This window comes from Micromonospora sp. CA-111912 (assembly GCF_050948415.1).
Lineage (GTDB): Bacteria > Actinomycetota > Actinomycetes > Mycobacteriales > Micromonosporaceae > Micromonospora.
The window spans coordinates 4289072-4315123 of sequence record NZ_CP192007.1 but is presented as its reverse complement, the minus strand read 5'-3'; the positions used below and the strand labels follow the sequence as shown (position 1 = coordinate 4315123).

Here is a 26052-nt window from a genome sequence, read left to right as displayed (position 1 = left end):
TGCCGTCGTCCGCAAACCGGCCGTCGGGCCGGGAGATGCGCAGGGCCCCTGCCGTCCGCGTACCCGGCAGGGGCCCTGCCACCGAGGTCAGGCGGGTTGCAGCCGGCGCGCGGTAGCGCCCCGGCGGACCTGCTCGTACAGCCCGACGTAGCGCTGCGCCATGACCGTCGGGGTGAACCGCGTTGCGGCCTCCCGCCGGCACTCGTCGGCGTCCAGCGCGCCCGCGGCCAGGACCAGGTCGGCCAGTTCCTCCTCGTCGGTGGTGAGCAGGCCGGTGCGGCCGTGCTCGATCAGCTCCGGCAGGCAGCCGCGGGTGGTCGCCACCACCGGGGTGCCCAGGGCCAGCGACTCGACCACCGCCGTGCCGCCGGGCTCCTCCCAGCGCAGCGGGAACAGCGAGGCGCGGGCGCCGGCCAGCAGGTCGTCGCGCTCCTGCCCGGCGACGGTGCCGACCCAACGGACCAGGTCGCCGTCGACGTGCGGGGCCACCTCGTCGTAGAAGAACCGCACGTCCGGGTTCTGCCGGGCCTCGTCACCGGCCGCGGCCAGGTCCTCCGGCCGGTGGTACGGCCCGACCGGGCCGGCGAGCACCAGCGGCACGCCGACGCGCTGGGCGAGTCGGGCGCCGACGTCCTGGCCCTTGCCGGGGTTGATCCGGCCCAGGATGATCAGGTAGTCGCCCTTGTCCGGCCGGGGGCGCCGGTCCGCGTCGACCGCGAGCGGGGTGGACAGGTGCACATGGCCGACCGAGTGGTCGCGCAGCGCCCGGGGGGCGCGGGCGAGCTGTGAGGCGGACACCCCGTTGACCCGGATCCGGTCGCCGCCGTCGAGGTTGCCGTAGAGGGCCGGATGCTTGGCCAGGTCCCAGTGCAGGGTGTGCAGGGCCGGCGGGGCGTCCGGGCCCATGGCGGCGAGGGTCGCCAGGCCGACCGCCTCCACGTGGTCGTGGACCAGGTCGATGTCGTCGCGGGTGTGCAGAGCCCGCACCACCCCGCCCAGGTGCGCCTGGGCGATGCCGCACACCTGGTTGTACGGCCGCTGGAGGGCCTCGAACTGGCCGTCGGGGAAGACGGAGATCTTCTCGTCCACCGGCAGGGTGCTGCTGTCGACGGAGGCGAGGACCACCCGCACGCCGAGCCTGCGCAGCTCCGGCACCAGGGTGGCGATGATGTTCTCGATGCCCCCGTAGCCGGGCGGCGGCACGGACAGCCACGGCCCGGCGTTCATCAGGACGGTCAGGCTCATGCTGCGTTCCTTCCCTCGGCGGGGCCCCCGTCGGCCGACCGCTGTGTGCCATCTACGTGCCCCGCAGCGGGCGTGGTCACGCCATGCCGCCCCGAGCGGCACGGCCAGCCCGAGGGCGCACCGTCACGCCGCCACCCGTCGACGCGGCAGCCGGTGGCGCAACTCCGCCAACGGGGGCCGCTCCTCGACCGAGACGTCGCTGACCACGATCTCCCGCTCCAGGTTGGGCAGCGCCTCGGAACCGCCCCGGCGGAACTGGGTGAGCAGGGCCACCGGCGCGGTGTCCGGGCTCGCCCAGCCGCGTCGCTGCAACCGGGACCACGCGGTCAGCATGATCTGTGCCGACATCCGGCCCAGTGCCGCCGTGTCCTGGTGGCGGTGCTTGCGCTCGCCCAGGTCAACCTGGGCCAGCGCGTCCAACCCGACGAGGTCCAGCAGGTCGATCAGCATCGCCGTCTCGACCCCGTACCCGGAGACGAACGGCACCCGCTCCAGCACGTCGCGCCGGCCGGCGTACTCGCCGGCGAGGGGCTGGACGAAGCCGGCCAGCTCCGGCCAGAACAGGTTGAGCAGCGGTCGGGCCATCAGCTCGGTGACCCGGCCCCCACCGTCGGCCTCCACGCTGGTCGCGCCGACCAGCGGCCGGTGGTAGAAGCCCTTGACGAAATCCACCGACGGGTCGGTCAGCAGCGGGCCGAGCAGGCCCGTGACGAAGTGCGGGCGAAACTCGCGCAGGTCGGCGTCGACGAACGCGACCACGTCCCCCTCGGCGGCGGCCAGGCCCGCCCAGAGCGCGTCGCCCTTGCCGGTCAGCCGGGGCAGGCCCCGGGTCATCTCGTCCTGGCCGACCACCTCCGCGCCGGCCGCCCGGGCCACCTGCGCGGTCCGGTCGGTCGACCGGGAGTCGACCACGATCAGCTCGTCGACCAGGGCCACCCGGTCCATCAGGTGCTCCCGGATGGTCGACACGATCGCGCCGACCGTCGTCTCCTCGTTGTGCGCCGGCAGCACCACGCTGACCCGGCTGTCGCCCTTGGCGCGCATCAGGCGCCGCGGCGTCCACTCGGCCGCCGAGGTGGTCCGGTATGTCGCCCACGCCTCCACCACCGGTGAGACGCTCGATTCAGTAGCCCGCACAGACACACCCCCCAAGATCGCTGCGGAAAACGCAATGTGGTGTTTTCCCAAAACCATCCACGCACTAACCGAATCATCCCTAACAGCTTGATCACGGGCCGCGCACCGGGCCGTTTCACAGGAATGAACGTTTGGTTGCGCCGCCACGGGGGGAGTGCTCTACGCGGATACGTGAAACCGTGGTGAGAGGGTTTGTCGATGCGGGTGTGCCGGGTGGGACTGGTCGGGGCCGGCGGGGTGGCGCAGCGCCACGCCCGGGTGTTGGGTGGCTTCGAGGACGTGGAGATTCTCGGCGTGACCGACGTGACGCGCAGCGCGGCGGCCGAGTTGGCAGACGCGCACGGCGCCGCGACGTTCGCCGACGTGGACGAGCTGCTCGCGGCCGGCCCGGACGCGGTGTACGTCTGCGTGCCGCCGTTCGCGCACGGCCCGGTGGAGGAGGCGATCGTCGCCGCCGGGGTGCCGATGTTCGTGGAGAAGCCCGTCTCGGTGGACCTGGACACCGCCGAGCGGATTGCCGACATGGTGGCCCGGCGCGGGCTGCTCACCGGGGTCGGCCACCACTGGCGGTACCTGCACGTGGTGGACGAGGCCCGCGAGTTGCTCGCCGGCCGGCCGGTGCGGATGGTCAGCGGGGCCTGGCTGGACAAGGTGCCGCCGGTGGCCTGGTGGGCCCACCGGGACCGCTCCGGCGGCCCGGTCGTCGAGCAGGCCGCGCACGTGCTGGACCTGATGCGCGCGCTGGTCGGCGAGGTCGCCGAGGTCACCGCGTACGGCGACGGCACCCCGCCGCCGGTCGACGGGGCCGACATCGACTCGGTGACCACGGCCGCCCTGCGCTTCGCCGACGGGGCGGTGGGCACCCTCGCCGCCGCCTGCGTGCTCGGCTGGAAGCACCGCGCCGGGCTGGAGATCCTCGCCGACGGGCTGGCCCTGTCGCTGGCCGAGGACGGCCTGACGATCCGCGACGCCGACGGCGAGCGGCACCTGCCCGCCGACCCCGAGGGCGCGCGGACCGCCGTCGACCGGGCCTTCGTCGACGCGGTGCGCGGCGTCGGCGACGACATCCGGGTCCCGTACGCCGAGGCGCTCGGCACCCAGCGACTGGCCCTCGCGGTCGCCGAGTCGGCGGCCACCGGCCGGCCGGTGGCGCTGCCCACCGGCCCGGCCGCGACGCCCCGGACGGCCACCGCGGCGGCCCCGGTGGGGGTGGGCGTCGATGCGTGACCGGGTGGTGGTGGTCAGCGGCCCCGGAAAGGTCGAGCTGGTCGAGCAGGACGCCGGTGAGCTGCGCGACGGCACGTTCCGGGTGGAGACGCTGTACAGCGGGGTGTCCGCCGGCACCGAGCTGAGCTTCGTCAAGGGCACCAACCCGTACCTCAACGTCACCTGGAACGCCGGCCTCGGGCTGTTCCAGCCCGGGGAGGCCAGCACCCCGTACCCGGTCGACCGGCTGGGCTACATGCAGGTGGGGCGGGTGGTGGAGAGCCGAACCCCGGCGGTCGCCGTGGGCACCGTCGGTGCGATGACCTACGGACACCGCACCGGGTACGTCGCCGACCCGGTCGCCGAGCGGTTCGTCCCGCTGCCCGACGACCTCGACCCGCTGCTCGGCGTGTACGTCGCGCACATGGGCCCGATCTGCGCCAACGGGGTGCTGCACGCCGCCGCCGACCTCTGTGGCACCGATGTCCGGTCGCTCGGCGACGGGGTGCGCGGGCGCCGGGTCGCGGTGGTCGGCAGCGGGGTGGTGGCCCTGCTCACCGCCCTGTTCGCCAAGCGGCACGGCGCGGCGTCGGTGGTCGTGCTCGACCCGACCCCGCAGCGCCGGGCGGTCGCCGAGGCGCTCGGCCTGGAGACCCTCGATCCGGACGCCGACGACCCGGCGGTGGTGCTCAAGACCCGGTGGAACCACGCCGCCGGCGACCGGGGCGCCGACGTGGTCTTCCAGTGCCGGGGCCAGGCGTGGGCGTTGCAGCTCGCGTTGCGCCTGCTGCGCCCCCAGGGCACCGTGATCGACCTGGCCTTCTACCAGGCCGGTGCCGACGCCGTCCGGTTCGGCGAGGAGTTCCACCACAACGGGCTGTCGCTGCGCTGCGCCCAGATCGGGCGGGTGCCGCGCGGGCTCGCCCCGACCTGGGACCGGGAACGGCTCTCGGCCGAGACGATCGAGCTGCTGCGGGCGTACGGCGACGCGATCCGCAAGCACCTGGTGTCGGCGGTGGTGCCGTTCGAGCAGGCACCTTCGCTGCTCACCGACCTGGCCGAGCGCCGCCGCCAGGAGCTTCAGGTGGTGCTGGCCGGCTGATCGTGGCGGGCCGTGGCGGGTGCCTGGCCCCGCCTCGGCCCGGCCGGGCCACGAAAGCCGGCCCGGGTCGCGTACCGTTGCGGCTCATGGGCGTGTCTCAACGGTTCAAGAGCAGGTTCCGGCGGTTCCTCCAGCGACCCGGCACCACGGTCGATCTGGGCCCGCTGGAGAAGCTGCTGCCGGCCATCGAGGCCCGTGAGGAGGAGCTGTCGGCGCTGACCGACGCCGATCTCACCGAGGCCGCCGGCGTCGCCACCGGGTACGAGGAGATCTGCGCCGTCGGCCGGGAGGCCGCCCGGCGAGGGCTTGACCAGCGGCCGTACGACGTGCAGCTGCTCGGCGCGATGGCCCTGCTCTCCGGCAAGGTCGCCGAGATGGCCACCGGTGAGGGCAAGACCCTCACCGCCACGATCGCCGCGTACGGGCACGTCCGGCTCGGCAACGGCCCGGTGCACGTGCTCACCGTCAACGACTACCTGGCCCGCCGCGACGCCCAGTGGATGGAGCCGGTCTACGCCCTGCTCGGGCTGACCGTCGGCTGGGTCAACGAGGCGTCCGCCCCGCAGGAGCGGCGCGACGCGTACGCCTGCGACGTCACCTACGTCTCGGTCAGCGAGGCCGGCTTCGACTACCTGCGCGACCAGCTCGTCACCGACATCGACGACCGGGTCCAGCCGCCGCTGGCCACGGCCATCGTCGACGAGGCCGACTCGATCCTGATCGACGAGGCCCGGGTGCCGATGGTCCTCGCGGGCGCGGTCGGCGGAGAGCAGGACCCGGTGCACACCGCCGCGGCGTTGATCCGCGGCCTGCGCAAGGGCAGGCACTACACGGTGGCCGAGGACGGCCGCAGCGTCGCCTTCACCTCCGTCGGCCTGGCCGCCGTCGAGGCCAAGCTGGGCGGCATCGACCTGTACGACTCCGAGCACGTCGGGCAGCTCTCCGCGGTCAACGTGGCGCTGCACGCACACGCCCTGCTGCACCGCGACGTCGACTACATCGTCCGGGACGGCTCGGTGGAGCTGATCGACGAGATGCGCGGCCGGGTGGCGCAGCGCCGCCGCTGGCCCGACGGCCTCCAGGCGGCGGTCGAGGCGAAGGAAGGCCTGGACGCCACCGCCGAGGGCGAGGTGCTGGGCACCATCGCCGTGCAGGCGTACATCGCGCTCTACCCGAAGCTGTGCGGCATGACCGCCACGGCGGTGCTGGTCGGCGACCAGCTGCGCGAGTTCTTCGGCCTGGAGGTGGCGGTGATTCCGCCGAACACCCCCTGCATCCGCGAGGACGAGCCGGACCGGATCTACGCCACCCGGGCCGAGAAGGAAGAGGCGCTGGTCGACGAGATCAAGCGCTGCCACGACAAGGGCCGGCCCGTGCTGGTCGGCACCCTCGACGTCAAGGAGTCCGAGCAGCTCGCCGCCGGGCTGGACGCCGCCGGGGTGCCCTGCGTGGTGCTCAACGCCAAGAACGACGACGAGGAGGCGGCGATCATCGCCGAGGCCGGCGCGTACGGCGCGGTCACCGTCTCCACCCAGATGGCCGGCCGGGGCGTCGACATCCGGCTCGGCGGCAGCGACCAAGCCGACCGGGACCGCGTGGCCGAGCTGGGCGGCCTCTACGTGATCGGCGGCGGCCGGCACGACAGCCGCCGCGTCGACGACCAGCTGCGCGGCCGGGCCGGCCGGCAGGGCGACCCTGGCGGCTCGGTCTTCTGCGTCAGCCTCGAGGACGACCTGGTGGTCCGGCACGCCGGCGACGCCGTGCCGGCCTCGCCCCGGATGAACGCCGACGGCCTGGTCACCGACTCGCAGGTCGACTACGCGGTGGAGCACGCCCAGCGGGTGGCCGAGGGCGTCAACCACGAGATCCACCGCAACACCTGGCGCTACAGCGTGGTCATCGAGCAGCAGCGTAAGGCCCTCGCCGAGCGGCGGGAGCGCCTGCTGACCAGCGACATCGCCGCGCTGATGCTGCTGGAGCGGGTGCCGGAGAAGGCCGAGGAGATGGACGAGGACCTGCTCGCCCGGGTGGCCCGGTCGATCGCCCTCTACCACCTCGACCGGCTGTGGGCCGAGCACCTGGCCGAGCTGTCGGAGGTGCGCGAGGGCGTGCACCTGCGCGCCCTGGGCCGGCTCGATCCGCTCGACGAGTTCCACCGGGCGGCGGTGCCGGCGTTCAACGCGCTGGTCCCGGAGATCGAGACCCGCACCATCGACACGTTCACCGAGACCGATTTCGACGACGACTGGGAGCCGGACGAGTCGACCCTGGTTCGCCCCAGCGCCACCTGGACGTACCTCGTCCACGACAACCCGTTCGGCTCGGAGCTGGACCGGCTCATCGCCTCGGTGGGCCGGCGGCTCAGCTCCGCCCCGCGCTGACCGTCGTCGGACGGCTCCCCCGAGCGGGGGAGCCGTCCCGGCTGCGGTGATCCGGCCTTCCCTCCGGCTTTGACCAGGAAAGTAGGCCGCTTTTCGGCCGTTTCGACCCGGGTCGGCGAGGGTAGTAGCCCGGGCCGGACTAATCGGGAGAGAGCAGACGATGACACAGCCGAAGATCGGCGCGCGGCGCCGGTCACCGGCCAGCCCCGCGACGGGGGCGGGGGCCCGGTGAACCTGGAGACGCAGGCACCCGACACCGAGACCCTGAGCGTCCTGGAGACCGCGGCGCTGCTGCGGGAGCTGACCGCCGGTCTCATCGTCGTGACCGATTTCGACGAGGCGCTGACCCGTCTGGTCCGGATCGCCCGCACCGCTGTCGCCGGGGTCACCTGGTGTGGCTTCACCGCCCTGCGGGCCGGGGAGCCGGCGGGGGTGGCCGCCTCCGACCCGGCCCTGGCCGGCCTGGACGACCTGCGCCCCGGCCCCGACTCGCCGGCGATGAGCGCCATCCACCGCCGCGAGATGATCCTCTCGGAGGACCTGGTCCGGGAGTCCCGCTGGCCGGCCTGGACGGCCCAGGCCCGCGACCTCGGGGTACGCGGGGTGATCTCCGCTCCCGTTGACGTCGACGAGCAGGTCATCGGCGCGATCAACCTGTACGCCTCGGCGTCGGCGGTGCTGACCACCCGCCACCAGCTCACCGCGATGCTGCTCGCCGAGCACGCCGGGCTGCTGCTCGCGGCGGTGCGGGACCGGGAGCGGCGGGCCGCCCAGGCCCACGCGCTGGACGCCGCGCAACTCGCCGACGGGGTGGTCGGGCAGGCGACCGGAGTGATCATGACCCAGCGGGGCTGCCCCGCCCCGGAGGCGCTCCAGGTGCTGCGCAGCGCCGCGCTGTCACTGGGCATCCCGGTGCGGGAGGTCGCCGAGCGCCTCGTGACCACGGTCTCCCGCCCCCGGGAGAACTGACCCACCACCGGTCCGCTCGACGGCGGTCAGCAGGCCCCGCAGTGTCCGATGTGCGTCCCGCCCCGGTCGGCCCGTCGTTTCCCTCCCGCCGTCCGGGGGTAGCACCCTGGAACGGTGAGCTGAGACGACGGTGAGCTGAGACGACCAGGGGAGACCACGATGGAGAGCCGGCTGCGAGTGCACGGGCACCCGATCCAACCGATGCTGGTGACGTTCCCGTTCGGGCTCTTCGTCAGCGCCACGGTCTTCGACCTGGCCGACGTGGCCGGGGGCCCGGCGTTCCTCGGGGAGGTCGGCTACTGGACGTCGGTCGCCGCGCTGGTCGCCGCCGGACTGTCCACCGTGGCCGGCATGGTGGACCTGTGGGACGCCACCGGCGGCCGGACCCACCGCACCAAGATCACGTTCAACCTGGTCAACGTCGCGATGGCCGCGTTGTTCCTGCTGACCTGCCTGATCCGGTCGCATTCGCCGCAGCGCGGCGCGACCGGCGCGATGCTCGCCGCCGAACTGGTCGCGCTCGGCGTGGGCGGGGTCGGCGTGTGGCTCGGCGCCCGCCTGATGCGCCAGTTCGAGTCATCCCGCGCCGAGGCGGACACCCTCGACGCGCTGGGCGGAGTGGCCGGCCCGACCGTGGAGATCGTCCGCCCCCGCGTCTGAGCCCTGCCGGGTGCCGCCGTCGCTGTCGCCGTCGTCGGGTGGCTCCGCCGGCCGGGGCTAATCGGGTTGCTCCACCGGCCGGCGGGCGGCCAGGCTGGCCGGATGAGCGGGCGAGGGACCTTCGAGCAACTGCTGGCCGAGGGCGCGGCCGTGCCCGTACGGGGCTGGGACTTCTCCTGGCTGAACGACCGCGCCTGCGAGGAACGGCCGCCCTGGGGCTACGCCCGGCTGGTCGCCGACCGGATGGCGCGGGCCGGCGCGGCGCTGGACGTGGACACTGGCGGCGGCGAGGTGCTCGCCGAGGTGCCCCACCCGCCCCGGGTGCTGCTGGCCACCGAGGCGTGGCCGCCCAACGTCGAGGTGGCCCGACGCACGCTGCGCCCGCTCGGCGCGACGGTCCTGTGGGTCGCCGGGGGCGGCGACCTGCCGGTGCGGGACGCCACGCTGGACCTCGTGGTCAGCCGCCACCCGGTGTGCACCCACTGGGACGAGGTCGCCCGGGTGCTGCGGCCGGGCGGGGCGTTCCTGTCCCAGCAGATCCGTGGCGGCACCGTACGGGAGCTGAGCGAGGCCCTGCTCGGCCCCCTGCCCCCGCCCGTGCGCCAGTTGCCCCAGCAGGCCGTGGCCGCCGCGGAGGCGGCCGGGCTGACCGTGGTGGACCTGCGCGAGGCGACCCTGCGAACGGTGTTCCACGACATCGCAGCGGTGACCTACTTCCTGCGCAAGGTGGTCTGGACGGTGCCAGGGTTCACCGTCGCGCGGTACCGCCCGCAGCTCGCCCGCCTGCACGACCGGATCGAGCGCGAGGGCCCGTTCGTCGCCCGCGCCCGGCGGTTCCTGATCGAGGCGGTCCGGCCCGCCTGACGCCCCCGCCCGTTTCCCCGCCCCCGCCCGTTTTCCCCGCCCCGCCCCGCCCGCTGTCCGGGTCCCCGCCGCCTTTTCCCGTTCGCCGGCCACCCGCCCCTTCGCCGGCCACCCGCCCGTTCGCCGGCCACCGCCCGGTTGTGCCGTCAGGGTCCGGCCCTGCCACTGTTCCCTTGTCCGCCAATACTCAATCGTGCCGCCGTGCCGCCGTGCCGCCGTGCCGCCGTGCCGCCGTGCCGCCGTGCCGCCGTGCCGCCGTGCCGCCGTGCCGTCTCCGTTGGTCCCTATGGAGCTGCCCCGTTCGTGCTACCGCCCAGCCGTCTCCGTTGGTACGTACGGAGCTGCCCCGTTCGTGCTACCGCCCAGCCGTCTCCGTTGGTACGTACGGAGCTGCTCCGTTCGTGCTACCGCCGAGCCGGTAGCGCAGACGGGGCAGCTCCATAGGGGGCGCCGGACATCCCCCTCCACGGTGCCCGCCCGCCACGGGCCGCAGGCTGCCCATCCGCCCGTCCCCCGTCCGCCCGCTGGCCTGCTCGTCTGCCCGCCGCCCGCCCAACCGGACGCGCGAATGCCGCCACCAACTGCGGCCTCCCCTGCCCAAGCGCGGCGTCGGGCATGCGGGCCGTCGGGTCACTGTGCTGAACGTCTGAGCGGGTCGGCGGCCTCGGGCCGGGCCCGGTCATCCGGTCAGCGGTGTGCCTCCGCGTGGTGCGCGGCGAGCACGTCCGCGCCGAAATCGCTGGCCGGGCGGCGCAGCACGGTGTGCGCGTGGTTGCCGTCGTCGCTCGTGTTGTCGTACTCGATCAGCAGGTCGTCGCCCTGCACGCGGTAGTAGTGGCGCTGGCCCGGCCGGGTCGGGCCGGCCCAGGCGAAGTGCAGCGGGCCGCCGGCGAGCCGGCCGGCCTCCCGGACGGCGAGTTCCGGCGGCAGCCGGTCGAGGTACACGGCGACGAGCTGGTCGAGCATGGCCCGGCCGGTGGGGCCGAGCCGGTCGGCCGGCACCCCGAGCGGAGTGATCGACCCCGGAGCGTCCGGCCGGGTGGCGCTGATGATGTCGGCGGGCGCCTCGTCGGCGACGATCGCCGCGGCCCGGCCCGCCGGGCCGATGGTGTCGAGCAGGTCGCGGGCCAGGTCCTCCTCGACACCGAGGGGCCGGGACACCGGATGCCCGGCGTGCCGGACGGCGGCCGGGTTCGCGCCCAGGAACACCGGGGCGGGGGAGACCTGGTCGTCGACCACGGTCATGCTCACCGACAGGTGGTGCCCCTCGAACCGCCACGCCCACCGGTCGTCGCGGGCCGGATCGCCGAAGACCGTCACCCAGTAGTCGCCGCTGTGCCGCCCGCGCCGCCAGCCCTCGGCCCGGTCCAGCACCTCCTCCAGCGCGACGACGGCCATCGCCTGCGCGTACGCCGCCGGGCTGAGCCCGGTGGCCAGCAGCCGGTGTGCGGCCTTGCGGCCGGCGCGGTCCAGGTCGGCCAGGCAGACCCCCGGTCGCGGCCGGGGCCGGTACTCCAGCTGTCGCCGGGCTGCGTCGTCGAAGGGGTACGCGGCGCGGGCCCGCCCCGCCTCGTCGAGCGCGCCGAGCAGCGCGACGCCGGCCGTGCGCATCTGTTCGGGTACGGGATCTTCCACCGACCCTGTATACCCCGCCCGGGACCGTTCCGGGGTCAGCGGGCGGTGAGCAGGTCGAGCATCTCCGGCAGGTCGAAGAAACGTGCGGTGTCCAGCGCGGACGGGCCGCCGTGCTCGGGATCGGCGCCGACGGCCAGCAGCGCGCGGACCGTGTCGGGGTTCTTCCGGAACACCGCGGCGGCCAGCGCGGTCTGGCCCCGGTCGTTGACCCGGGCGTGGTCGGCGCCGCGGGCCAGCAGGGCCGCCACGGTGTCGGGGTGGTTGTGGTACGCGGCCAGGATCAGCAGTGTGTCGCCCTTGTCGTTGGTCAGGTTGACCGGCAGCCCGGCGTCGACGTTCGCGCTCAGCTCCTCGGTGGCCCCACCGCGGGCGAGGTCGAACATGCGGTGGGCGAAGGCGAGGGTCTCCGCGTCCAGGTCGTCGCTCATCCGTCCAGGTTAGTCGGCGGGGGCGGTGGGCGGCCTCATAGCTTGCCGAGCCGGCGCGGGGAGGGGCGATGGACGACCCGGTGTACGTGGGCAACGCGGGCGTGGACGGTCCGGCCGAGGGCGGCTGGCTGCTCGGCCACTTCATGCCGCCGGTGTCCCAGCATGCGGTATTGCCTACTAAACCTATAGGGTTTGCAGCCTATGCTGTCGGGGCACGCGTCACCGATTCCCCGTGAGGTCCCACCATGGTCACCAGTCGTCGTATCGAGCCCGACCTGCTCGCCGTCGCCGCCCGGTACGCCGCCGACCCGGCCGGCTGGCCGGTCCCGCTGCACTTCGACCCCGACGAGCGGTGGTACGCCCGACTCGCCGTCGCCGCCGACCACGAGGTGTGGGCGCTGAGCTGGCTGCCCGGCCAGGGCACCGACCTGCACGACCACGGCGGGTCCTCCGGGGCGTTCCTGGTCGTCGACGGTGTCCTCACCGAGGAGACGGTCAGCGGCGGCCGGCTGCGCCCCCACCGCCTCGCGGTCGGATCCGGCCGACGGTTCGGCGCCCGGCACGTGCACGTGGTGACCAACCGCGGCGACCAGCCGGCGGTCAGCGTGCACGTCTACCGGCCCGCGCTGACCCGGATGACCCGCTACCGGCTCGTCGACGGGCGGCTGCGGGTGGCGGAGGTCGCCAAGGCCGGCGTCGCCTGGTGAGATCCCGATTGACCCCGATCGGGCGGACGACCGCCCGCCGTCGCTGGAAGGACCGAGAAATGTCGCACGACCACGCCCAGGACTGTCCCGCCCCCGTGCCGCCCCCCGGCTCCCGGGGCATCGACGAGATCCTCGCCGAGGCCCGGTCCCGGCTGCGCCGGCTCGACCCGGAGCAGGCCCACGTGGCGTACCGCGGCGGCGCGCTGCTGGTCGACATCCGGCCGGCCGCGCAGCGCGCCGCGCACGGCACCGTGCCCGGCTCCCTCGCGATCGAGCGCAACGTGCTGGAGTGGCGCTTCGACCCCCGCTGTCCGGCGCGACTGCCCCAGGCCGTCGGCTACGACCTGCCGGTGGTGGTCCTCTGCCAGGAGGGCTACACCTCCTCGCTCGCCGCCGCCGCGCTCCAGGACATCGGGCTGCACCGCGCCACCGACGTGGTCGGCGGCTTCGCCGCCTGGCGGATCGCCGGTCTGCCCACCCTCGGCCCCACGCCCCCGCTCCGTTCCCCGTCCGTCGCGTCGCCGGTTACCGCCGGCCGAGCGCACTTCTGACCGCCGCGCCCCACCGGGCGCGGCGGACGGCATCGCCATCCCAGGAGGCACCATGTCCGTCGTCGCCATCTCACCGCGTCCCCATCCGCCGGGGCGCGCCGACCGGGCCCCACAGGGCCGACCCGATCGCGTCCCGACGGGACGGGCCGACCGGCTCCCGCCGACCCACCTGCGGTCCGCGCCGACGCTGACCGTCACCGTCGAGCTCACCCCCGGGCAGTTGACGCCCCGACTCGCCCGGCTCGTCGAGCTGCTGCGGGAGCTGGCCGAGTCGGGGGAGGGGACCCTGCTGGCGGGCCCGTCGGAGCACCGTCGGGTGGTGGTGGAGCCGGGGGTTCCGGCGGAACGCGGTCGCCCCGCGCAGGCCGGGCCGGCACCGGACGGCGTCCCGACGGGGGCGCGACCCCACGCCGTCTTCCCGCCGCCGGAGGACCCGGACGAGGTACGCATCCTGGCCGCGTCCCGGGTGGTGCGGCAGGGCTCGCGGGTGATCCCGCTGACCCGCATCGAGTTCGACCTGCTGCACTTCCTGGCCGCGCACCCCCGCCGGGTCTTCACCCGCCTCCAACTGCTCAGCAGCGTCTGGGGCTACGAGCACGCCGTGGCGCGCACCGTGGACGTGCACGTGCGCCGGCTGCGCGCCAAGCTCGGCGACGCCACGCCCCTGGTCACCACCGTCTACGGCGTCGGCTACCGGCTCGCCGACGAGGCCCGGATCAGCGTCGACCCCCACCGCTGAACCGCCCCCGCCGCCCTGCTGTCCGCCGTCCCCGCCGTCCAGCGACGGGCGCTTGCGGCGTACCCCGCCACGGGGGTTCGCCGCGTCCGCGGGTCGGACGGCGACGACGTGCTGCCGGGCGTCCCCACCGCCGGAACGGCACTGCGGACCCGCCGGGTACCCCCGTATCCCGTCATCGTGATGACTCTGCTGTAATCATCAAACCTCGTACGCAGAGCGAGCATCCGGCTCCGATGTGTTCGTCAATTGTCACATCCATGCAACGCAGCCGCCCCTTGACCCTCACCCGGGCTCCGGGAAGCATCGATGCAGCGGCGTCCCGGGCCGTGGGATACACCCGGACCAGCCAAGGAGGACCATGTCGGTCAGCCCCGCCTCGTCGCGCGCCGGATGGCATACGTCCCAGCCTGCGGTCCCCGGTCGTCCCCCCGGCGGTCAGCGCCGCCCCGCGAACACCACGACGCCCGTGCTCACCGTGACCCTGCACATCCCGCTGGCCGCCGAGGAGACGCTGACCCCGGCGGCCCGGCAGCTGCTCGACGCGGCCCGGGAGATGCTCGAACTGGGCGAGGCCGTCGTCTGCGCCAGCCCCGCGCCGGAGCGCCGGCCGGACCAGGCGCCCGGCGGGCGGTCGCCGTCCCGCCCGCTGGCCTCGATCGTCCCGGCGCTGCACATCCTGGCGTCGTCCCGGTCGGTGCTGCGCGAGGGCGAGCCACTGCCCCTGACCCGGCTGGAGTTCGACCTCCTGCTGCACCTGGTCGCCCACCCGCGCCGCGTGTTCACCCGGCTGCAACTGCTCAACGCCGTCTGGGGCTACGAGCACGCCGGGGTACGCACCGTCGACGTGCACGTGCGCCGGCTGCGCGGCAAGGTCGGGGTCGACGTGCCGCTGGTCACCACCGTCTACGGCGTCGGCTACCGGCTCGCCGACGACGCCCGGGTCACCATCGACCGCAGCGCCTGACCCGCCCGCTCAACCGCGCGTCACGCGACCGGGCACCATGGTCGGATGCGGGTACGACCCATCTCCCCCGAGCGGCTCGTCACCGAGCTGACCGAACGGCTCGTTGCCGCCGAGGCACCCGGCCGGCTCCGGGTCGCCGTGGACGGCGCCCAGGCGGCGGCTCCCGACGCGTTGGCCGACGCGCTGATCGCCCCGCTGCGCGCGCTCGGCCGGCCGGTGCTGCACGTGCGGGCCGAGGACTTCCTGCGGCCCGCGTCGGTCCGGCTGGAGTTCGGCCGGACCAACCCCGACGCGTACTACGAGAGCTGGGTCGACGAGCCGGGGCTGCGCCGGGAGGTCCTCGACCCGGCCGGGCCGGGCGGCTCCGGGCGGGTGCTGCCCTCGCTCTGGGACGCCCACGCCGACCGGGCCAGCCGAGCCGGGTACGTCACGCTGGCACCCGACGGGATCGTGCTGCTCAGCGGCGCGCTGCTGCTCGGCGGCGGGCTGCCCGTCGACCTCGCCGTGCACCTGGAGATCTCCCCGGCCGCGCTGGCCCGGCGCACCGACCCCGCGCTGCGCTGGACCCTGCCGGCCTTCGCCCGGTACGCCGAGGAGGTCGCCCCGGCCGGCTTCGCCGACGTCGTGGTCCGCGTCGACGACCCCCGCCATCCCGCCCTGGTGGAGCCGGCGTTCCCCGGCTGACGGCGGGAACCGGACACGGTGGTCGAAGCCACGCCGGTGCGGGAGGCCGGGACGCGCGCCCAGGGCCGAGAAAATCGCCGGTTTGACGGCCCGGCGGACGGGGTAATCGCCCGGCTCACAGGGCGCGGGTGATCTCTCGCGCGCATGCAAGCGGGGTTCGGGACATCCTCCCGGAGCACCAGGCCACACGAAAGGCAGGCAGCGATGCTCGTCCACGACACGGTAGCCACCGCCCGATCCGAGGCGGACGCCGATCAGATCCGGGCGTCCCTGCGGGCGCGCTACGACGAGCTCTCCGCGGAGTACGAGCAGGCGATGCTCCAGAGCCAGGTGCTGCGGCTCGTGGAGGTCGGTGACACCGCCGGCGACGACCAGGCCGACAGCGGCACCAAGACGGCCGAGCGGGACACCGCGCAGTCGCTGCTACGCACCATCCTCGACCGTCGGGCCCAGTTCGAGCACGCCCTGACCCGGCTCGACGAGGGCACGTACGGGTTCTGCGAGGGCTGCACGGTGCCGATCCCCGTGGAGCGGCTCGAGATCTACCCGTCCGCCACCTCCTGCGTGGGGTGCAAGCAGAACCGGGAGCGGCGGGCCGCCTGAGCGTGCGGCCGCCGGACGCCGGTCGGGGTGTGGACGTGGTGAACCCCGACCGTGGGTGAGATCAAGGTGGGCACCGCGTCCTGGACCGACCGGACCCTGCTCGACTCCGGGTGGTACCCGCAGACGGCGGACACCCCGGAGAAGCGGCTCGCGTACTACGCGAAGAAGTTCCCGCTGGTCGAGGTCGACGCCACCTACTACTCGCCGCCGGCCGAGCGCACCGCCCGCCTGTGGGCAGAGCGCACGCCCGGCGGGTTCACCTTCAACGTCAAGGCGTTCAGTCTGCTCACCGGCCACCCGACCCGGGTCTCCGCGCTCTACAAGGACCTGCGGCCGGACACCGACAAGCGCAACGTCTACCCCGGCGACCTGCCCGCGCAGTCGTACGAGGAGGTGTGGACCCGGTTTCTGTCCGCCCTCGACCCCCTGGTCGAGGCGGGCCGGCTGGGCGCGCTGCTGTTCCAGTTCCCGCCCTGGTTCACCATCAAGCGGGACAACAAGCAGTACCTGCTGGAGGTGGCTCGCCGGTGCGCGCCGCTGCGACCCGTGTTCGAGTTCCGGCACGAGTCCTGGTTCGACGGGGCCAACCGGGACGAGACCCTCGGTTTCCTGCGGGAGCACGCCCTGGCGTACGTGTGCGTGGACATGCCGCAGGGGCACCGTTCGTCGGTGCCGCCGGTGTTGGAGGCGACGGCCGACCTGGCGGTGGTCCGCTTCCACGGCCACAGCGACAAGTGGACGAGCAAGGACATCCACGAGAAGTTCGGGTACGACTACTCCGACCGGGAGCTGAGGGACTGGGCCCCGAAGCTGCGGAAACTGGCCGACCAGGCGAGCGAGACCCACGTGCTCATGAACAACTGCCACCGGGACAACGCCCAGCGCAACGGCCAGCGCCTCCAGTCCCTGCTGGACGCCTGACGGTGGGCGGCGTCAGCCCGCCTCGACGCCGCCGGCGCGGAGGATCTGCCTGACCCGCTCGCGGGTGTAACCGGTGGCCCGGACGATGTCCACCTGGCGCATGCCGCCTCGGGCGGCCTCGACGATGGCCTCCGCCAGCCGGGACCGTGCCGTGACGATCTCACCCCGCGCCTCGGTCACCAGGCGCTCCGCCTCGGCCTGCGCACCGGACATCGCCGCCCGCGCCTGCTGGTAGGCCCGGGCCGCCGCCGCGAGGTCGTCCGCCACACCGCAATCGTCCCACGGTGGGTCTTGGGCAATCAGGCTGGCGATGCCCTTCCTTGATCGTCTGCTGAGAAGTGAGTCGACACGCCGGCAGTGGTCTCCGAAATCGACAGACGATCAAGGGCGCCCGTTCCAGATCCGGTGGTGAGGTGGGCGCCCATCCCCGCTGGTGCGACCGGGACGGCTGCACCGCCCGGCGGCGGCATCGCTCGGCGTGCCTCCCGCTGACCCCGCAGTCGCCCGAGTCGCCCGCCGCCCCCACCCCGGCTCCCGCCCGCGCAACCGTCGCGGCTGCCCCTGATCGTCGGGGCGTCCACGCTCAACTCTCGCTGAGAGAGGTCGCGTACGTCGGGTAGAGGCCGTCGATGAACGATCCGAAGTACGGCAGCCACAGGCTCCGGTCCCCGAACGAGATCGGGTCGCGCGTCTCCACCTCGGCGCGGATGGCGTCGGCCGCGCGCGCGTACTCGGCGTTCGACGGCCCTGTGAACGGCTGTCCCGGCACCCGTACGGTGCGAGGTGCCTCCCGCCGCAGCAGGTACAGCACCCGCGTCAGGGACGAGAGGTCGCCGTTGACGGGGTAGAACTCGGCGTCGTCCTCGCTGTACGAGTAGACGGTGCCGTCGCCGAGATGCAGGAACAGGTACCACTGTTGGATCCCGCCGATCAGCACGAGATCACCGAACTCCAGTTCGGCAGTCTCGATGTCCTCGCCGAGGTCGAGCATGCGTGAGGGTTGCGCCCCCTCGTCCGCGGCGATTGGTGGCGCGATCTGGAAGAGTCCCTGGGGCAGGCCGACTTCGCACAGGAACCGGAGATCCTCCGTGCGTTCGACGATGTCCGCGAGTGCCTCGCGCGACGCCCGCACGATCTTCTCGGCGGGAAACTGCGTCATCAACAGCGCGCGGTCGACTTCGAAGAGCACGACGGCTTTTCCTCCCTACTGTGGTCGGTCGGTCAGGGGCGCGTCAGCTCGTCTCGCCGGCCACGCTGAACGAGCGCAGCCGGTCGATCGCCAGCACGGTGAAGCCCACGCTGATCAGCGCGCTCATCACCACCGCCACCGGAACCGAGACGTCACCCTGCAACAGCCCCGTGGGGGCGAGCCGGTCGGCGAGGGCGATCACGTACTGCTGGATGGAGAGCACCTTGGTGCCGCTGACGACGCTGCTGAGCAGCCCCTCCCAGATCAGCACGTAGACCAGGCCGAGCAGCACCGGCCGGCGGGTGAGCAGACTGAGCGCCAGGAACAGCGCCGAGTACGCCAGCGCACCGACCGCCGACGCGGCGGCGAGCGACAGGCCGAGACGTACGGAGTCGGCCAGCACGCCCGCCACGAAGAGCGGCACGGCGACGGTGACCGCGGTGACGCAGGCGGCCACCGCCAGCTTCGGTAGCACGATCTGCCAGCGCGGCAGCGGCTTGGTCAGGATGTGCACGACGGTGCCGTCGTCGATCTCGGCGCCCAGCACGCCCGTGCCGACGATCAGGGCGACCACGGGCAGCACCACGGCCAGGCCGAGACCGACCAGCACCGGCGGGCCCCAGTCGTCGGGGTCCGCCCCCAGCGGACCGGCGAGCACGGCCAGCAGCACCAGCAGCACGGGCAGCGGCAGCAGCAGGAGGAACCGGCGACGCCCCAACAGCCCGCGCAGGGTGATCCAGGAAACGGTAGACATGGGTTCAGGCCTCCACCAGGTAGGAGAAGACGCTCTCCAGGGACTCGTCCTGGGGCACCAGTTGTCGCACCCGGATGCCCTCCCTCAGAGCGATCTTCGGCAGGACGCGGGTGAACGCCCCGTAGTCGCCGGCGCGCACGGTCAACCCGGCGCGGTCCAGCTCGACACCCGTCACCGACGCCTCGGCCATCAGCGCCACGGCGAGCGCCCGGTCGTCGGTGGATTGCACGGTGAAGACGTGCGGCCGGTTGGTCATCAGCCGGCGGATGGTGCGGAAGTCACCGGAGGCGGCCAGCCGGCCGGCGACCATCACCTGGACGGTGCCGGAGACCTGCTCGACCTCCTCCAGGATGTGCGAGCTGAACAGGATGGTGCGGCCGGCGTCGCCGAGGCGGTGCAGCAGCTCCATCATGTGCAGCCGCTGGCGCGGGTCCATCCCGTTGAACGGCTCGTCGAGCAGCAGCACCTGCGGCTCGTGCACCAGCGCGGCGGCCACCCGGGCACGCTGCCGCATGCCCTTCGAGTACGTGCCGATCCGGCGGTCCTGCGCGCCCTCCATCTCCACCAGGGCGATCGCCCGGCGGGCCGCCGCCGCCGGGTCCGGCAGCCCGTGCAGCTTCGCGCTGGCCAACACGAACTCGTACGCGGTGAGGAAGGTGTGCACCGCCTCCCGCTCGCTGACCAGGCCGAGTCGGCGGTAGACGTCGGGGTTGCGCCAGGTGGGCCGCCCGTCCAGGGTCACCACCCCGCGCGACGGGGCCAGGAAGCCCGCCATCATGTGCAGCAGGGTCGTCTTGCCCGCGCCGTTCGGGCCGAGCAACCCGGTGACCCCGGGACCGAGGCTCATGCTGACGTCGTTGACCGCCACCACGTTGCCGTACCAGCGGGAGACGCCCGCGAGGTCGAGGGTGCTGGTGACGGCGGTCGGTGTCCCCGCCGCCTGGTCGGCGCTGATCGTGGTCATCGGGCGGCCACCTTCCGGTATCGCATCAGCAGCAGGGTGACGCAGCCGGCCACGAGCAGCACGGCGGCGACCGCGTACACGGGACCGAAGTCACCGATCGGAACCGGGGCTTGGGGCCCCAGCAGGTCACCGAGCGTCCACTCGCCCACGCCGCCCACCAGCGTCGACGGAGAGGCGAGGAAGGCCAGCTCGTTGACCGCCTGGGAGGGCATGATCGACAGGACGCCGACGATCGGCGTGGTCATCAGGAAGACGGCCACGACCCCGCCGGCCGCGAACGCCCGCTTGCCGGTGAGGGAGGAGACCAGCAGCCCGACCGAGGCGAAGACCACCGCCCAGAGCCCGGCGTAGAGCAGGCCCGGCAGCAGGTCGAGCAGCTCGTCCCAGACCCCGCGCATGCCCGCGCCGCCGGTGAAGGCGGCGGCCAGGAACATCACGAGCTGCGGCCCGCCGAGCAGCAGCCAGAGCGCGGTCACCAGCGCCAGCAGCTTGGCCAACGGGTAGTCCGAGCGTGGCAGCGGCCGGGAGAAGTAGAGCGGCAGCACCCCGCTGTGCAGGTCCCGGGAGACCAGCTCGGGCGCGACCACCGCGACGAAGAAGATGACCAGCCAGCTCATGTTGTCGGCGAACTGGGCGTACGTCATCACCACCTCGCCGATCTGGCTGCGCACCGCGGCGGCGGCGGCGGCCACCACGGTGACGATGCCGACCACCAGCCAGGGGAAGATCTTGGCCTTCGCGCTGCGCCCCAGCCCGAACGCCGTCCGCAGGCCGTGCAGGTAGAGCGCGCCGAAGACGGCCCGGCGGCCCAGTCGGGGGCCGGTGTAACGCTGGTAGCCGATGTCGTGGATGACGCCGGTCGGCTCAGGCATGGCTGGGCTCCCTCGTGGCAAAGAGTTCGGCCACCCGGTGCCGGCGCTGGTCCAGCCGGTGCAGCGGCAGGTCCAGCTCGGCGACCGCGCCGAGGATCAGGTCGTAGGTGGCGTCGTCGACGAGCTCGACGAGCAGCAGTCGGCCGTCCCGGCGGACCGGCAGGTCGAGCACGGTCAGCCGCGCGGCCAACTCCTCCGTGCCCTCGCTGACCTCGACGGCGAGCACGTCGGTGGCGGAGGTCATGGCGGAGATGTGGTCGGCGCGCAGCAGCCGCCCGCCGTCGATGGCGACGAGGGTGTCGCAGATCCGTTCCACCTCGCCCAGCAGGTGCGAACAGACCAGCACGGAGATGCCGAACTCGGTGCCGATGCGGTGCACCAGCGCCAGCATGGCGTCCCGGCCGGCCGGGTCGAGGCCGTTGGTCGGCTCGTCGAGCAGCAGCAGGTCGGGGTCGTGCACGAGGGCCTGGGCGAGCTTGACCCGCTGCTTCATGCCCGTGGAGTAGCCGCCGACCGGGCGGTAGCGCTCCTCGTAGAGCCCGACGTGCCGCAGCGCCTCGGAGGCCCGCTCCCGGGCGACCGTACGCGGCAGGCCGCTGATCCGGCCGAGGTGGGTGACCAGCTCCGCGGCGGAGAGGTCCGGTGGCAGGGCGTCGTGCTCGGGCATGTAGCCGACCCGGGCGCGGACCTGGGCGGAGTCGGTGGTCGGGTCGAAGCCGAGCACCCGGACCCGGCCGCTGGTCGGGGCGAGGAGGCCGAGCAGGATCTTGATCAGGGTCGACTTGCCGGCGCCGTTCGCGCCGACCAGCCCGATGATCCCCGGCTCGACCGCGACAGTGAGGTCGGCCAACGCCGTGACCCCACCCCCGTACGTCTTGGTCAGCGACTCGGTCGCGATGAGTGTCACGTCGTACAGAGTAGGGAGCGGGCCACACCCTTGGGCGGCGGCCGACCCCGGCGGGTCCCTGATCTTCCCGGCCGGGTTCCCCTAAGGTCCGGGGCCGCGCCGGCCGTTGTCCACACCCGAATCGGCGCGCAGCTCGCAGGCGGGGGCTCGATGCCGAGAACGTCTGCGGCGAAGTCACCCGGAGCGGGTGAGGCGGGGTCATCCTCGCCGGGCGCAGCATGGGCGTGTCCGTCGCCGTGGCCGGTCGGCGGGAGACGGGCGCGACGGCGCACACAGGTACGGAGGTGCGGAGCATGACGGTTCGGGACATGGCGGGTCGGCGGCGTGGCGGCGTGCTGCACGTGGTCGGGTCACCCGGTGGCCCTCGCTCCGGAGGGGCACGGCCGGGCCGGGTGGGCCTCACCTCGCAGTGGCGGGGCCCGGCCGGGCCGCCGCGACGTGACGACGACCGACGGTGGCACGACGACCTACGGGGGTGGACAGATGGCTGAGCAGTTGATCTCCGCGTTCGAGAGTTCCCTGGACAAGACGAACCTGATCCTCAAGGACATCGAGGCGGCGTACGGCTGGCCGAAGGCACAGCGCAACCAGTCGTACGCGGCGCTGCGCACGGTGCTGCACCTGCTGCGCGACCGGCTGCCGGTGGCGGAGAGCGTGGAGTTCTCCGCGCAGCTCCCGGTGCTGGTGCGCGGCATCTACTTCGAGGGCTGGCAGCCGGAGGACGTGCCGATCAAGCTGAACCGGGACGACTTCCTCTACGAGGTCCGCCAGGGCTTCCCGTACGACGTGGAGGGCGGCCCGGAGCGGGTGGTCCAGGTGGTGCTGGACACCCTGCGCCGGCATGTGACCCAGGGGGAGTGGGAGGACGTCAGGTCCGCCATGCCCCGGGACCTGGGCCGCATGATCCCCTGACTCTCCCCGCGCCGGCCGGTCGACCCGACGGGTCGACCGGCCCCGTCGTGCTGACGCCCCCGGGTCCCGTCGGGCCGTGCCGGACGAACCGGCCCTGCCGACGGGGTCCGCCGTCTACGGTGTGGTTAGAGAAGATCGTGCGTGGGGTACCACCCGCTGTACGACGGACCCCGCCGCACGGCGGGGCGGCACTTCCGAGGGAGCACCGAATGGCACTCAACGACGACGACATCCAGACGACCAGCGGCGGCGGCCCGGAGGGTCCGGCCGACGGCGGTGCGACCCCGGGTCAGCACGACGGTGGCGCGGACGGTAGCGCTGAGGGTCCGGCCGACGGTGGCGCGACCCCGGGTCAGCACGACGGTGGCGCGGACGGTAGCGCTGAGGGTCCGGCCGACGGTGGCGCGACCCCGGGTCAGCACGACGGTGGCGCGGACGGTAGCGCTGAGGGTCCGGCCGACGGCGGCGCGACCCCGGGTCAGCACGACGGTGGCGCCGACGGCACGGCCTGACGGAACATCGTGACGATCATCGACCCGCCGGGCGGCCGCCACCGCCCGGCGGTTCCGTCCGCCGCCACCCGGTCGCTCGGCCGCTGCGCCGCCGTCGAGTCGGGCGGGTCCGCCGCCGCCCAGGCGCTCGCCCGCTGCGCCGCCGTCGAGCCCGGCAAGTTCGCCGCCGCCCACTGGGGCCGGGCGCCGCTGCTCTCCCGCGCCGCCGAGCTGCCCAACTCCGACGGCTTCACCGACCTGCTCAGCCCCGCCGACGCCGACGAGCTGCTCAGCCGCCGCGGCCTGCGTACCCCGTTCCTGCGGATCGCCAAGGACGGCCAGCTCGTGCCGGCGGCGCGTTACACCGGCGGCGGCGGCGCGGGCGCCGAGATCGGCGACCAGGTCCTCGACGAGCGGGTGCTGGAGCTGTACGCCTCCGGCGCCACCCTGGTGCTCCAGGGGCTGCACCGCATCTGGCCCGCCCTGGTCGACTTCGCCCGCGACCTCGGCACCGCCCTCGCCCAGCCGTTGCAGGTCAACGCCTACCTGACCCCGGCCGGCAGCCAGGGCTTCGCCACCCACTACGACACCCACGACGTCTTCGTCCTCCAGGTCGACGGGCGCAAGCACTGGCGGATTCACCCCCCGGTGCTGCCCGATCCGCTGGAGCGCCAGCCCTGGGGCGGCCGGGCCGACGAGGTCTCCGCCACCGCCCAGGGCCCCGCCGCGCTCGACGTGGTGCTCGAACCGGGCGACGCGCTCTACCTGCCGCGCGGCTGGCTGCACAGCGCCCAGGCCCAGGAGTCCAGCTCCCTGCACCTGACCGTCGGCATCCGGGCGCTGACCCGGTACGCCATCGTCGAGGAGTTGCTCGCCCTCGCCGCCTCCGACGCCCGGCTGCGCGCCGGCCTGCCGTTCGGCACCGATGTGACCGACCCGGCCGCGATCGAGCCGGAGCTGACCGAGACCGTCGAGGCGCTGCGGGACTGGCTGCTGCGCGCCGACCCGGCCACCGTCGCCGCGCGGCTGCGCGCCCGGGCCTGGCCGGCCGCCCGGCCCGCGCCGATCCGGCCCCTGGTCCAGGCCGCCGCGCTGGCCGCCCTCGACACCGACACCCGGCTCGCGGTCCGCCCGGGGCTGCGCTGGCAGCTCGAACCGGCCGGGGACGACACGGTGGCGCTGCGGCTGTTCGACCGTACGCTCACCCTGCCCGACACCTGCGCACCGGCGCTGCGGGCGCTGCTCACCGGCGCGGTGACCCGGGTCGGTGACCTGCCCGGCCTCGACGACGACGCCGACCGGATGGTCCTCGCCCGCCGCCTCCTGCGGGAGGCGGTCGCCATCCCCGCCGCCGGGTAGGGGAGGGAAAGCCCGCGCCGTCGCCAGTCAGAGGAGTTGCGCCGGATCAACCCGTATGTCAGCCGCCGAAGGCGTCGCGGTGGTCGTACGCCCAGGTGGCGAACGTGCGCGGCGGGCGACCCAGCGCCTGCGCCACGTCGTCGGTGAGCCGGGCGTTGCCGCCCTCCATGACCATCTTGGCGCCGTTGACCCGCAACTCGACGAAGACGGGATCAAAGCCCCTGGCGAGCATCTCGTCGCGGTACGCATCCAGCGGCACGTCGACCGTCGCGACGGTACGCCCGAGCACCTCGCCCAGCCGGACGGCCATGTCCGGAAGGCTCAACAGTTCGGACCCGGTCAGGGTGAGCACCTGCCCCACGTGCTTGTCCGACACCAGTGCCCGTACGGCGACCTCGGCCACGTCCCGTGGGTCGACGACGCCCTGCGTGCCGGTGCCGTTGGGATTGGGAATCGGCTGCCCGGCGCGGATCGCGGGGGCCATGCGCAGTGCGTTCGACGCGAAGCTGGACGGGCGGAGCACCGTCCACTCCGCGTCGCCCGAGCGGAGCTCCTGCTCGCCCGGGAGGTGCCAGTCGCCGACCTTGACCGCCCGCTCGCCGGTGCCGATGGCCGACAGCTTCACCACCCGCCGTACGCCCGCCGCCCCAGCGGCGGCGAGCATCGCCCGGTCGTGCTGGGCGACGCTCGGTCCCGGGGCGTCGAGCAGGAACAGGGCCTCGATCCCGGTCGCCGCGTTGGCCAGGCTCTCCGGGTCGTCGAAGTCGCCCCGTACCACCTCGACGCCGGCCGGCAGGGTGGCCTTCTCCGGGTTCCGCGTCATCGCCCGTACCGGCTCGCCCCGGTCCGCCAGGAGGCGGACGACCTCACCACCGACCGTGCCGGTGGCACCCGTAACAAGAATCATGGTGTCCACCCTGCCCCGCTGCCACCAAGCGCTATAGGAACTTTCGGCACGGCCGGGGCGCTCGTCGCGGGGCCCGGCCGGCGGATAGCGTGATCCGGTGAGCACCCAGTCACCAATGCCCGTGCCCGGCGGGCTTCGCCGGTGGGTCGACGACGTCACCGTGCTGACCGCCGGCGGCTCCGGCGAACGTCGGCCGCACGTGCACCTACCCGACGCCGCCACGTCGTTGGTCCTCCGTACGGTGTCCAGCCGGCATGCCGACCTGCTGGCGGTCGGCCCGCGTACCCGTGCGTCGTACCACGCGGGCAAGGAGTTCCCGCTCTGTCTACGACTGCGGTTGCGCCCCGGCGTCGCGCGGCTCCTGCTCGGGGTTCCGGTACGCGAGCTGGTCAATCAGGCCGTGCCGGTGAGCGAGCTGTGGACGGGTGTGGACGGGCTGAGTGAGCTGGGGACGGATCCGGGGCGTCTGCTCGCGTACCTGGAGCCGGTGCTGCTGGCCCGCATCGCTACGGCGGCCGGCACCGAGCTGGCCCGCAGCGAACTCGTACGCACCGCCGCCGAGGCCCTGACCGGCCGCCCCGAGCGGCGGCGGGAGCACATGCCGGTGCTCGCGCGGCGCCTCGCGGTCAGCGAGCGCCACCTGCGTGCCCTGTTCGCCGACTGCGTCGGGCTCTCGCCCAAGCGGTTCGAACGCATCGCCCGCGTGCGCGGTGTGCTCGCCCGTGGCGGGCGGCCCGCTCCCTGCTGGGCGCAGCTTGCCACCACGGCGGGCTACTACGACCAGTCGCACATGTCCGCCGAGTTCAGCACAATGATGGGCGTGTCGCCCGCGGCCTACTTCGCGGGTCGCCTGCCCCCAGTGCAGCGCTGCTAGGGCGGCATCGCCGCCGTGGCCGCGCGG

The 26052-nt window shown here is 73.9% G+C and carries 29 protein-coding genes; 18 read left to right on the top strand and 11 right to left on the bottom strand.

Going from position 1 to position 26052, the window contains the following annotated elements:
• Nucleotides 1-87 precede the first annotated feature (87 nt).
• Both ACQPZO_RS18010 and ACQPZO_RS18005 read right to left on the bottom strand, forming a co-directional pair.
• Complete coding sequence (locus tag ACQPZO_RS18010; RefSeq protein WP_433342457.1) at nucleotides 88-1245, bottom strand: glycosyltransferase; 1158 nt, start codon at nucleotides 1243-1245, stop codon at nucleotides 88-90.
• 123 nt (nucleotides 1246-1368) lie between these two features.
• Entirely contained in the window at nucleotides 1369-2349 is a 981-nt protein-coding gene (locus tag ACQPZO_RS18005; protein WP_433351058.1) for a glucosyl-3-phosphoglycerate synthase, read from the bottom strand.
• 231 nt (nucleotides 2350-2580) lie between these two features.
• On the opposite strand from ACQPZO_RS18005, the gene ACQPZO_RS18000 reads away from it, so the two are divergent.
• The 6 genes from ACQPZO_RS18000 (at nucleotide 2581) to ACQPZO_RS17975 (ending at nucleotide 9564) form a co-directional block, all read left to right on the top strand.
• Nucleotides 2581-3609: a Gfo/Idh/MocA family protein gene (locus tag ACQPZO_RS18000; protein WP_433342455.1), complete on the top strand. Its 1029-nt coding sequence runs from the start codon at nucleotides 2581-2583 to the stop codon at nucleotides 3607-3609.
• The gene (locus tag ACQPZO_RS17995) at nucleotides 3602-4690 is read left to right on the top strand and encodes a zinc-binding dehydrogenase (RefSeq protein WP_396673007.1); all 1089 of its coding nucleotides are present in this window, start codon (nucleotides 3602-3604) and stop codon (nucleotides 4688-4690) included. Before ACQPZO_RS18000 ends, ACQPZO_RS17995 begins: the two co-directional genes overlap by 8 nt.
• 86 nt (nucleotides 4691-4776) lie before the next feature.
• Nucleotides 4777-7071: an accessory Sec system translocase SecA2 gene (gene secA2 / locus ACQPZO_RS17990; protein ID WP_433342453.1), complete on the top strand. Its 2295-nt coding sequence runs from the start codon at nucleotides 4777-4779 to the stop codon at nucleotides 7069-7071.
• 228 nt (nucleotides 7072-7299) lie between these two features.
• A complete protein-coding gene (locus ACQPZO_RS17985) occupies nucleotides 7300-8040 on the top strand; it encodes a GAF domain-containing protein (protein ID WP_433342451.1) in 741 nt (246 codons plus the stop codon).
• A 159-nt stretch (nucleotides 8041-8199) separates the two neighbouring features.
• Nucleotides 8200-8700 carry a DUF2231 domain-containing protein gene (locus ACQPZO_RS17980; protein WP_433342449.1) on the top strand — a complete coding sequence of 167 codons (501 nt, stop codon included), beginning with the start codon at nucleotides 8200-8202 and terminating at the stop codon, nucleotides 8698-8700.
• Nucleotides 8701-8802: 102 nt separating this feature from the next.
• Nucleotides 8803-9564, top strand: a complete 762-nt coding sequence (locus tag ACQPZO_RS17975) for a class I SAM-dependent methyltransferase (protein WP_433342447.1) — start codon at nucleotides 8803-8805, stop codon at nucleotides 9562-9564.
• A 687-nt stretch (nucleotides 9565-10251) separates the two neighbouring features.
• Here ACQPZO_RS17975 and ACQPZO_RS17970 read toward each other — a convergent pair.
• Both ACQPZO_RS17970 and ACQPZO_RS17965 read right to left on the bottom strand, forming a co-directional pair.
• Nucleotides 10252-11175 carry a DUF3500 domain-containing protein gene (locus ACQPZO_RS17970; protein ID WP_433351056.1) on the bottom strand — a complete coding sequence of 308 codons (924 nt, stop codon included), beginning with the start codon at nucleotides 11173-11175 and terminating at the stop codon, nucleotides 10252-10254.
• A 59-nt stretch (nucleotides 11176-11234) separates the two neighbouring features.
• Nucleotides 11235-11627 (bottom strand): ankyrin repeat domain-containing protein, encoded by a 393-nt coding sequence (locus ACQPZO_RS17965; RefSeq protein WP_433342445.1) that lies wholly within the window; start codon nucleotides 11625-11627, stop codon nucleotides 11235-11237.
• A 68-nt stretch (nucleotides 11628-11695) separates the two neighbouring features.
• On the opposite strand from ACQPZO_RS17965, the gene ACQPZO_RS17960 reads away from it, so the two are divergent.
• From ACQPZO_RS17960 to ACQPZO_RS17925, 8 genes are all read left to right on the top strand, one after another.
• Nucleotides 11696-11863, top strand: coding sequence for a hypothetical protein (locus tag ACQPZO_RS17960; RefSeq protein WP_433342443.1), 168 nt, complete (start codon nucleotides 11696-11698; stop codon nucleotides 11861-11863).
• 9 nt (nucleotides 11864-11872) lie between these two features.
• A complete protein-coding gene (locus ACQPZO_RS17955; RefSeq protein ID WP_433342441.1) occupies nucleotides 11873-12334 on the top strand; it encodes a cysteine dioxygenase in 462 nt (153 codons plus the stop codon).
• Nucleotides 12335-12393: 59 nt separating this feature from the next.
• Nucleotides 12394-12885 carry a rhodanese-like domain-containing protein gene (locus ACQPZO_RS17950; RefSeq protein WP_433342439.1) on the top strand — a complete coding sequence of 164 codons (492 nt, stop codon included), beginning with the start codon at nucleotides 12394-12396 and terminating at the stop codon, nucleotides 12883-12885.
• A 52-nt stretch (nucleotides 12886-12937) separates the two neighbouring features.
• Complete coding sequence (locus tag ACQPZO_RS17945; RefSeq protein ID WP_433342437.1) at nucleotides 12938-13624, top strand: winged helix-turn-helix domain-containing protein; 687 nt, start codon at nucleotides 12938-12940, stop codon at nucleotides 13622-13624.
• Between the two features lie 358 nt (nucleotides 13625-13982).
• The gene (locus ACQPZO_RS17940; protein ID WP_433342435.1) at nucleotides 13983-14588 is read left to right on the top strand and encodes a winged helix-turn-helix domain-containing protein; all 606 of its coding nucleotides are present in this window, start codon (nucleotides 13983-13985) and stop codon (nucleotides 14586-14588) included.
• A gap of 45 nt (nucleotides 14589-14633) precedes the next feature.
• A complete protein-coding gene (locus tag ACQPZO_RS17935; RefSeq protein WP_433342433.1) occupies nucleotides 14634-15272 on the top strand; it encodes a uridine kinase in 639 nt (212 codons plus the stop codon).
• A gap of 204 nt (nucleotides 15273-15476) precedes the next feature.
• Entirely contained in the window at nucleotides 15477-15875 is a 399-nt protein-coding gene (locus ACQPZO_RS17930; protein ID WP_433342431.1) for a TraR/DksA family transcriptional regulator, read from the top strand.
• A 51-nt stretch (nucleotides 15876-15926) separates the two neighbouring features.
• Nucleotides 15927-16796, top strand: a complete 870-nt coding sequence (locus ACQPZO_RS17925) for a DUF72 domain-containing protein (protein WP_433342429.1) — start codon at nucleotides 15927-15929, stop codon at nucleotides 16794-16796.
• Nucleotides 16797-16808: 12 nt separating this feature from the next.
• Here the strand turns inward: ACQPZO_RS17925 and ACQPZO_RS17920 are convergent, their stop codons facing one another.
• From ACQPZO_RS17920 to ACQPZO_RS17895, 6 genes are all read right to left on the bottom strand, one after another.
• Entirely contained in the window at nucleotides 16809-17063 is a 255-nt protein-coding gene (locus ACQPZO_RS17920) for a hypothetical protein (RefSeq protein WP_433342427.1), read from the bottom strand.
• Between the two features lie 316 nt (nucleotides 17064-17379).
• Nucleotides 17380-17985 carry an SUKH-4 family immunity protein gene (locus tag ACQPZO_RS17915; RefSeq protein ID WP_433342425.1) on the bottom strand — a complete coding sequence of 202 codons (606 nt, stop codon included), beginning with the start codon at nucleotides 17983-17985 and terminating at the stop codon, nucleotides 17380-17382.
• A gap of 43 nt (nucleotides 17986-18028) precedes the next feature.
• Entirely contained in the window at nucleotides 18029-18739 is a 711-nt protein-coding gene (locus ACQPZO_RS17910) for an ABC transporter permease subunit (RefSeq protein WP_433342423.1), read from the bottom strand.
• Between the two features lie 4 nt (nucleotides 18740-18743).
• A complete protein-coding gene (locus tag ACQPZO_RS17905) occupies nucleotides 18744-19703 on the bottom strand; it encodes an ABC transporter ATP-binding protein (RefSeq protein WP_433342421.1) in 960 nt (319 codons plus the stop codon).
• The gene (locus ACQPZO_RS17900; RefSeq protein WP_433342419.1) at nucleotides 19700-20575 is read right to left on the bottom strand and encodes an ABC transporter permease; all 876 of its coding nucleotides are present in this window, start codon (nucleotides 20573-20575) and stop codon (nucleotides 19700-19702) included. Before ACQPZO_RS17900 ends, ACQPZO_RS17905 begins: the two co-directional genes overlap by 4 nt.
• Entirely contained in the window at nucleotides 20568-21482 is a 915-nt protein-coding gene (locus tag ACQPZO_RS17895) for an ABC transporter ATP-binding protein (RefSeq protein ID WP_433342417.1), read from the bottom strand. The genes ACQPZO_RS17900 and ACQPZO_RS17895 overlap by 8 nt, the downstream gene beginning before the upstream one ends.
• A gap of 483 nt (nucleotides 21483-21965) precedes the next feature.
• Here ACQPZO_RS17895 and ACQPZO_RS17890 point away from each other — a divergent pair, with 483 nt between their 5' ends.
• From ACQPZO_RS17890 to ACQPZO_RS17880, 3 genes are all read left to right on the top strand, one after another.
• Nucleotides 21966-22394, top strand: a complete 429-nt coding sequence (locus ACQPZO_RS17890) for a DUF2267 domain-containing protein (RefSeq protein ID WP_350883060.1) — start codon at nucleotides 21966-21968, stop codon at nucleotides 22392-22394.
• A gap of 209 nt (nucleotides 22395-22603) precedes the next feature.
• Entirely contained in the window at nucleotides 22604-22906 is a 303-nt protein-coding gene (locus ACQPZO_RS17885) for a hypothetical protein (RefSeq protein WP_405107577.1), read from the top strand.
• 9 nt (nucleotides 22907-22915) lie between these two features.
• Nucleotides 22916-24244 (top strand): cupin domain-containing protein, encoded by a 1329-nt coding sequence (locus ACQPZO_RS17880; protein WP_433342414.1) that lies wholly within the window; start codon nucleotides 22916-22918, stop codon nucleotides 24242-24244.
• Nucleotides 24245-24302: 58 nt separating this feature from the next.
• Here ACQPZO_RS17880 and ACQPZO_RS17875 read toward each other — a convergent pair whose 3' ends face one another.
• Nucleotides 24303-25151: an NAD(P)H-binding protein gene (locus ACQPZO_RS17875; RefSeq protein WP_433342412.1), complete on the bottom strand. Its 849-nt coding sequence runs from the start codon at nucleotides 25149-25151 to the stop codon at nucleotides 24303-24305.
• 97 nt (nucleotides 25152-25248) lie between these two features.
• Between ACQPZO_RS17875 and ACQPZO_RS17870 the strand changes: the two genes are divergently transcribed.
• A complete protein-coding gene (locus ACQPZO_RS17870) occupies nucleotides 25249-26025 on the top strand; it encodes a helix-turn-helix domain-containing protein (RefSeq protein WP_433342410.1) in 777 nt (258 codons plus the stop codon).
• Nucleotides 26026-26052: the final 27 nt, after the last annotated feature.

Coding starts and splice junctions, on each gene's coding strand:
- ACQPZO_RS17910 (WP_433342423.1), bottom strand. CDS start 18,739: ATGTCTACCGTTTCCTGGATCACCCTGCGCGGGCTGTTGGGGCGTCGC.
- ACQPZO_RS17945 (WP_433342437.1), top strand. CDS start 12,938: ATGTCCGTCGTCGCCATCTCACCGCGTCCCCATCCGCCGGGGCGCGCC.
- ACQPZO_RS17980 (WP_433342449.1), top strand. CDS start 8,200: ATGGAGAGCCGGCTGCGAGTGCACGGGCACCCGATCCAACCGATGCTG.
- ACQPZO_RS18010 (WP_433342457.1), bottom strand. CDS start 1,245: ATGAGCCTGACCGTCCTGATGAACGCCGGGCCGTGGCTGTCCGTGCCG.
- ACQPZO_RS17970 (WP_433351056.1), bottom strand. CDS start 11,175: ATGCGCACGGCCGGCGTCGCGCTGCTCGGCGCGCTCGACGAGGCGGGG.
- ACQPZO_RS17940 (WP_433342435.1), top strand. CDS start 13,983: ATGTCGGTCAGCCCCGCCTCGTCGCGCGCCGGATGGCATACGTCCCAG.
- ACQPZO_RS17930 (WP_433342431.1), top strand. CDS start 15,477: ATGCTCGTCCACGACACGGTAGCCACCGCCCGATCCGAGGCGGACGCC.
- ACQPZO_RS17960 (WP_433342443.1), top strand. CDS start 11,696: ATGGACGACCCGGTGTACGTGGGCAACGCGGGCGTGGACGGTCCGGCC.
- ACQPZO_RS17950 (WP_433342439.1), top strand. CDS start 12,394: ATGTCGCACGACCACGCCCAGGACTGTCCCGCCCCCGTGCCGCCCCCC.
- ACQPZO_RS18000 (WP_433342455.1), top strand. CDS start 2,581: ATGCGGGTGTGCCGGGTGGGACTGGTCGGGGCCGGCGGGGTGGCGCAG.
- ACQPZO_RS17905 (WP_433342421.1), bottom strand. CDS start 19,703: ATGACCACGATCAGCGCCGACCAGGCGGCGGGGACACCGACCGCCGTC.
- ACQPZO_RS17900 (WP_433342419.1), bottom strand. CDS start 20,575: ATGCCTGAGCCGACCGGCGTCATCCACGACATCGGCTACCAGCGTTAC.
- ACQPZO_RS17890 (WP_350883060.1), top strand. CDS start 21,966: ATGGCTGAGCAGTTGATCTCCGCGTTCGAGAGTTCCCTGGACAAGACG.
- ACQPZO_RS17875 (WP_433342412.1), bottom strand. CDS start 25,151: ATGATTCTTGTTACGGGTGCCACCGGCACGGTCGGTGGTGAGGTCGTC.
- ACQPZO_RS17885 (WP_405107577.1), top strand. CDS start 22,604: ATGGCACTCAACGACGACGACATCCAGACGACCAGCGGCGGCGGCCCG.
- ACQPZO_RS17975 (WP_433342447.1), top strand. CDS start 8,803: ATGAGCGGGCGAGGGACCTTCGAGCAACTGCTGGCCGAGGGCGCGGCC.
- ACQPZO_RS17995 (WP_396673007.1), top strand. CDS start 3,602: ATGCGTGACCGGGTGGTGGTGGTCAGCGGCCCCGGAAAGGTCGAGCTG.
- ACQPZO_RS17955 (WP_433342441.1), top strand. CDS start 11,873: ATGGTCACCAGTCGTCGTATCGAGCCCGACCTGCTCGCCGTCGCCGCC.
- secA2 (WP_433342453.1), top strand. CDS start 4,777: ATGGGCGTGTCTCAACGGTTCAAGAGCAGGTTCCGGCGGTTCCTCCAG.
- ACQPZO_RS17935 (WP_433342433.1), top strand. CDS start 14,634: ATGCGGGTACGACCCATCTCCCCCGAGCGGCTCGTCACCGAGCTGACC.
- ACQPZO_RS17965 (WP_433342445.1), bottom strand. CDS start 11,627: ATGAGCGACGACCTGGACGCGGAGACCCTCGCCTTCGCCCACCGCATG.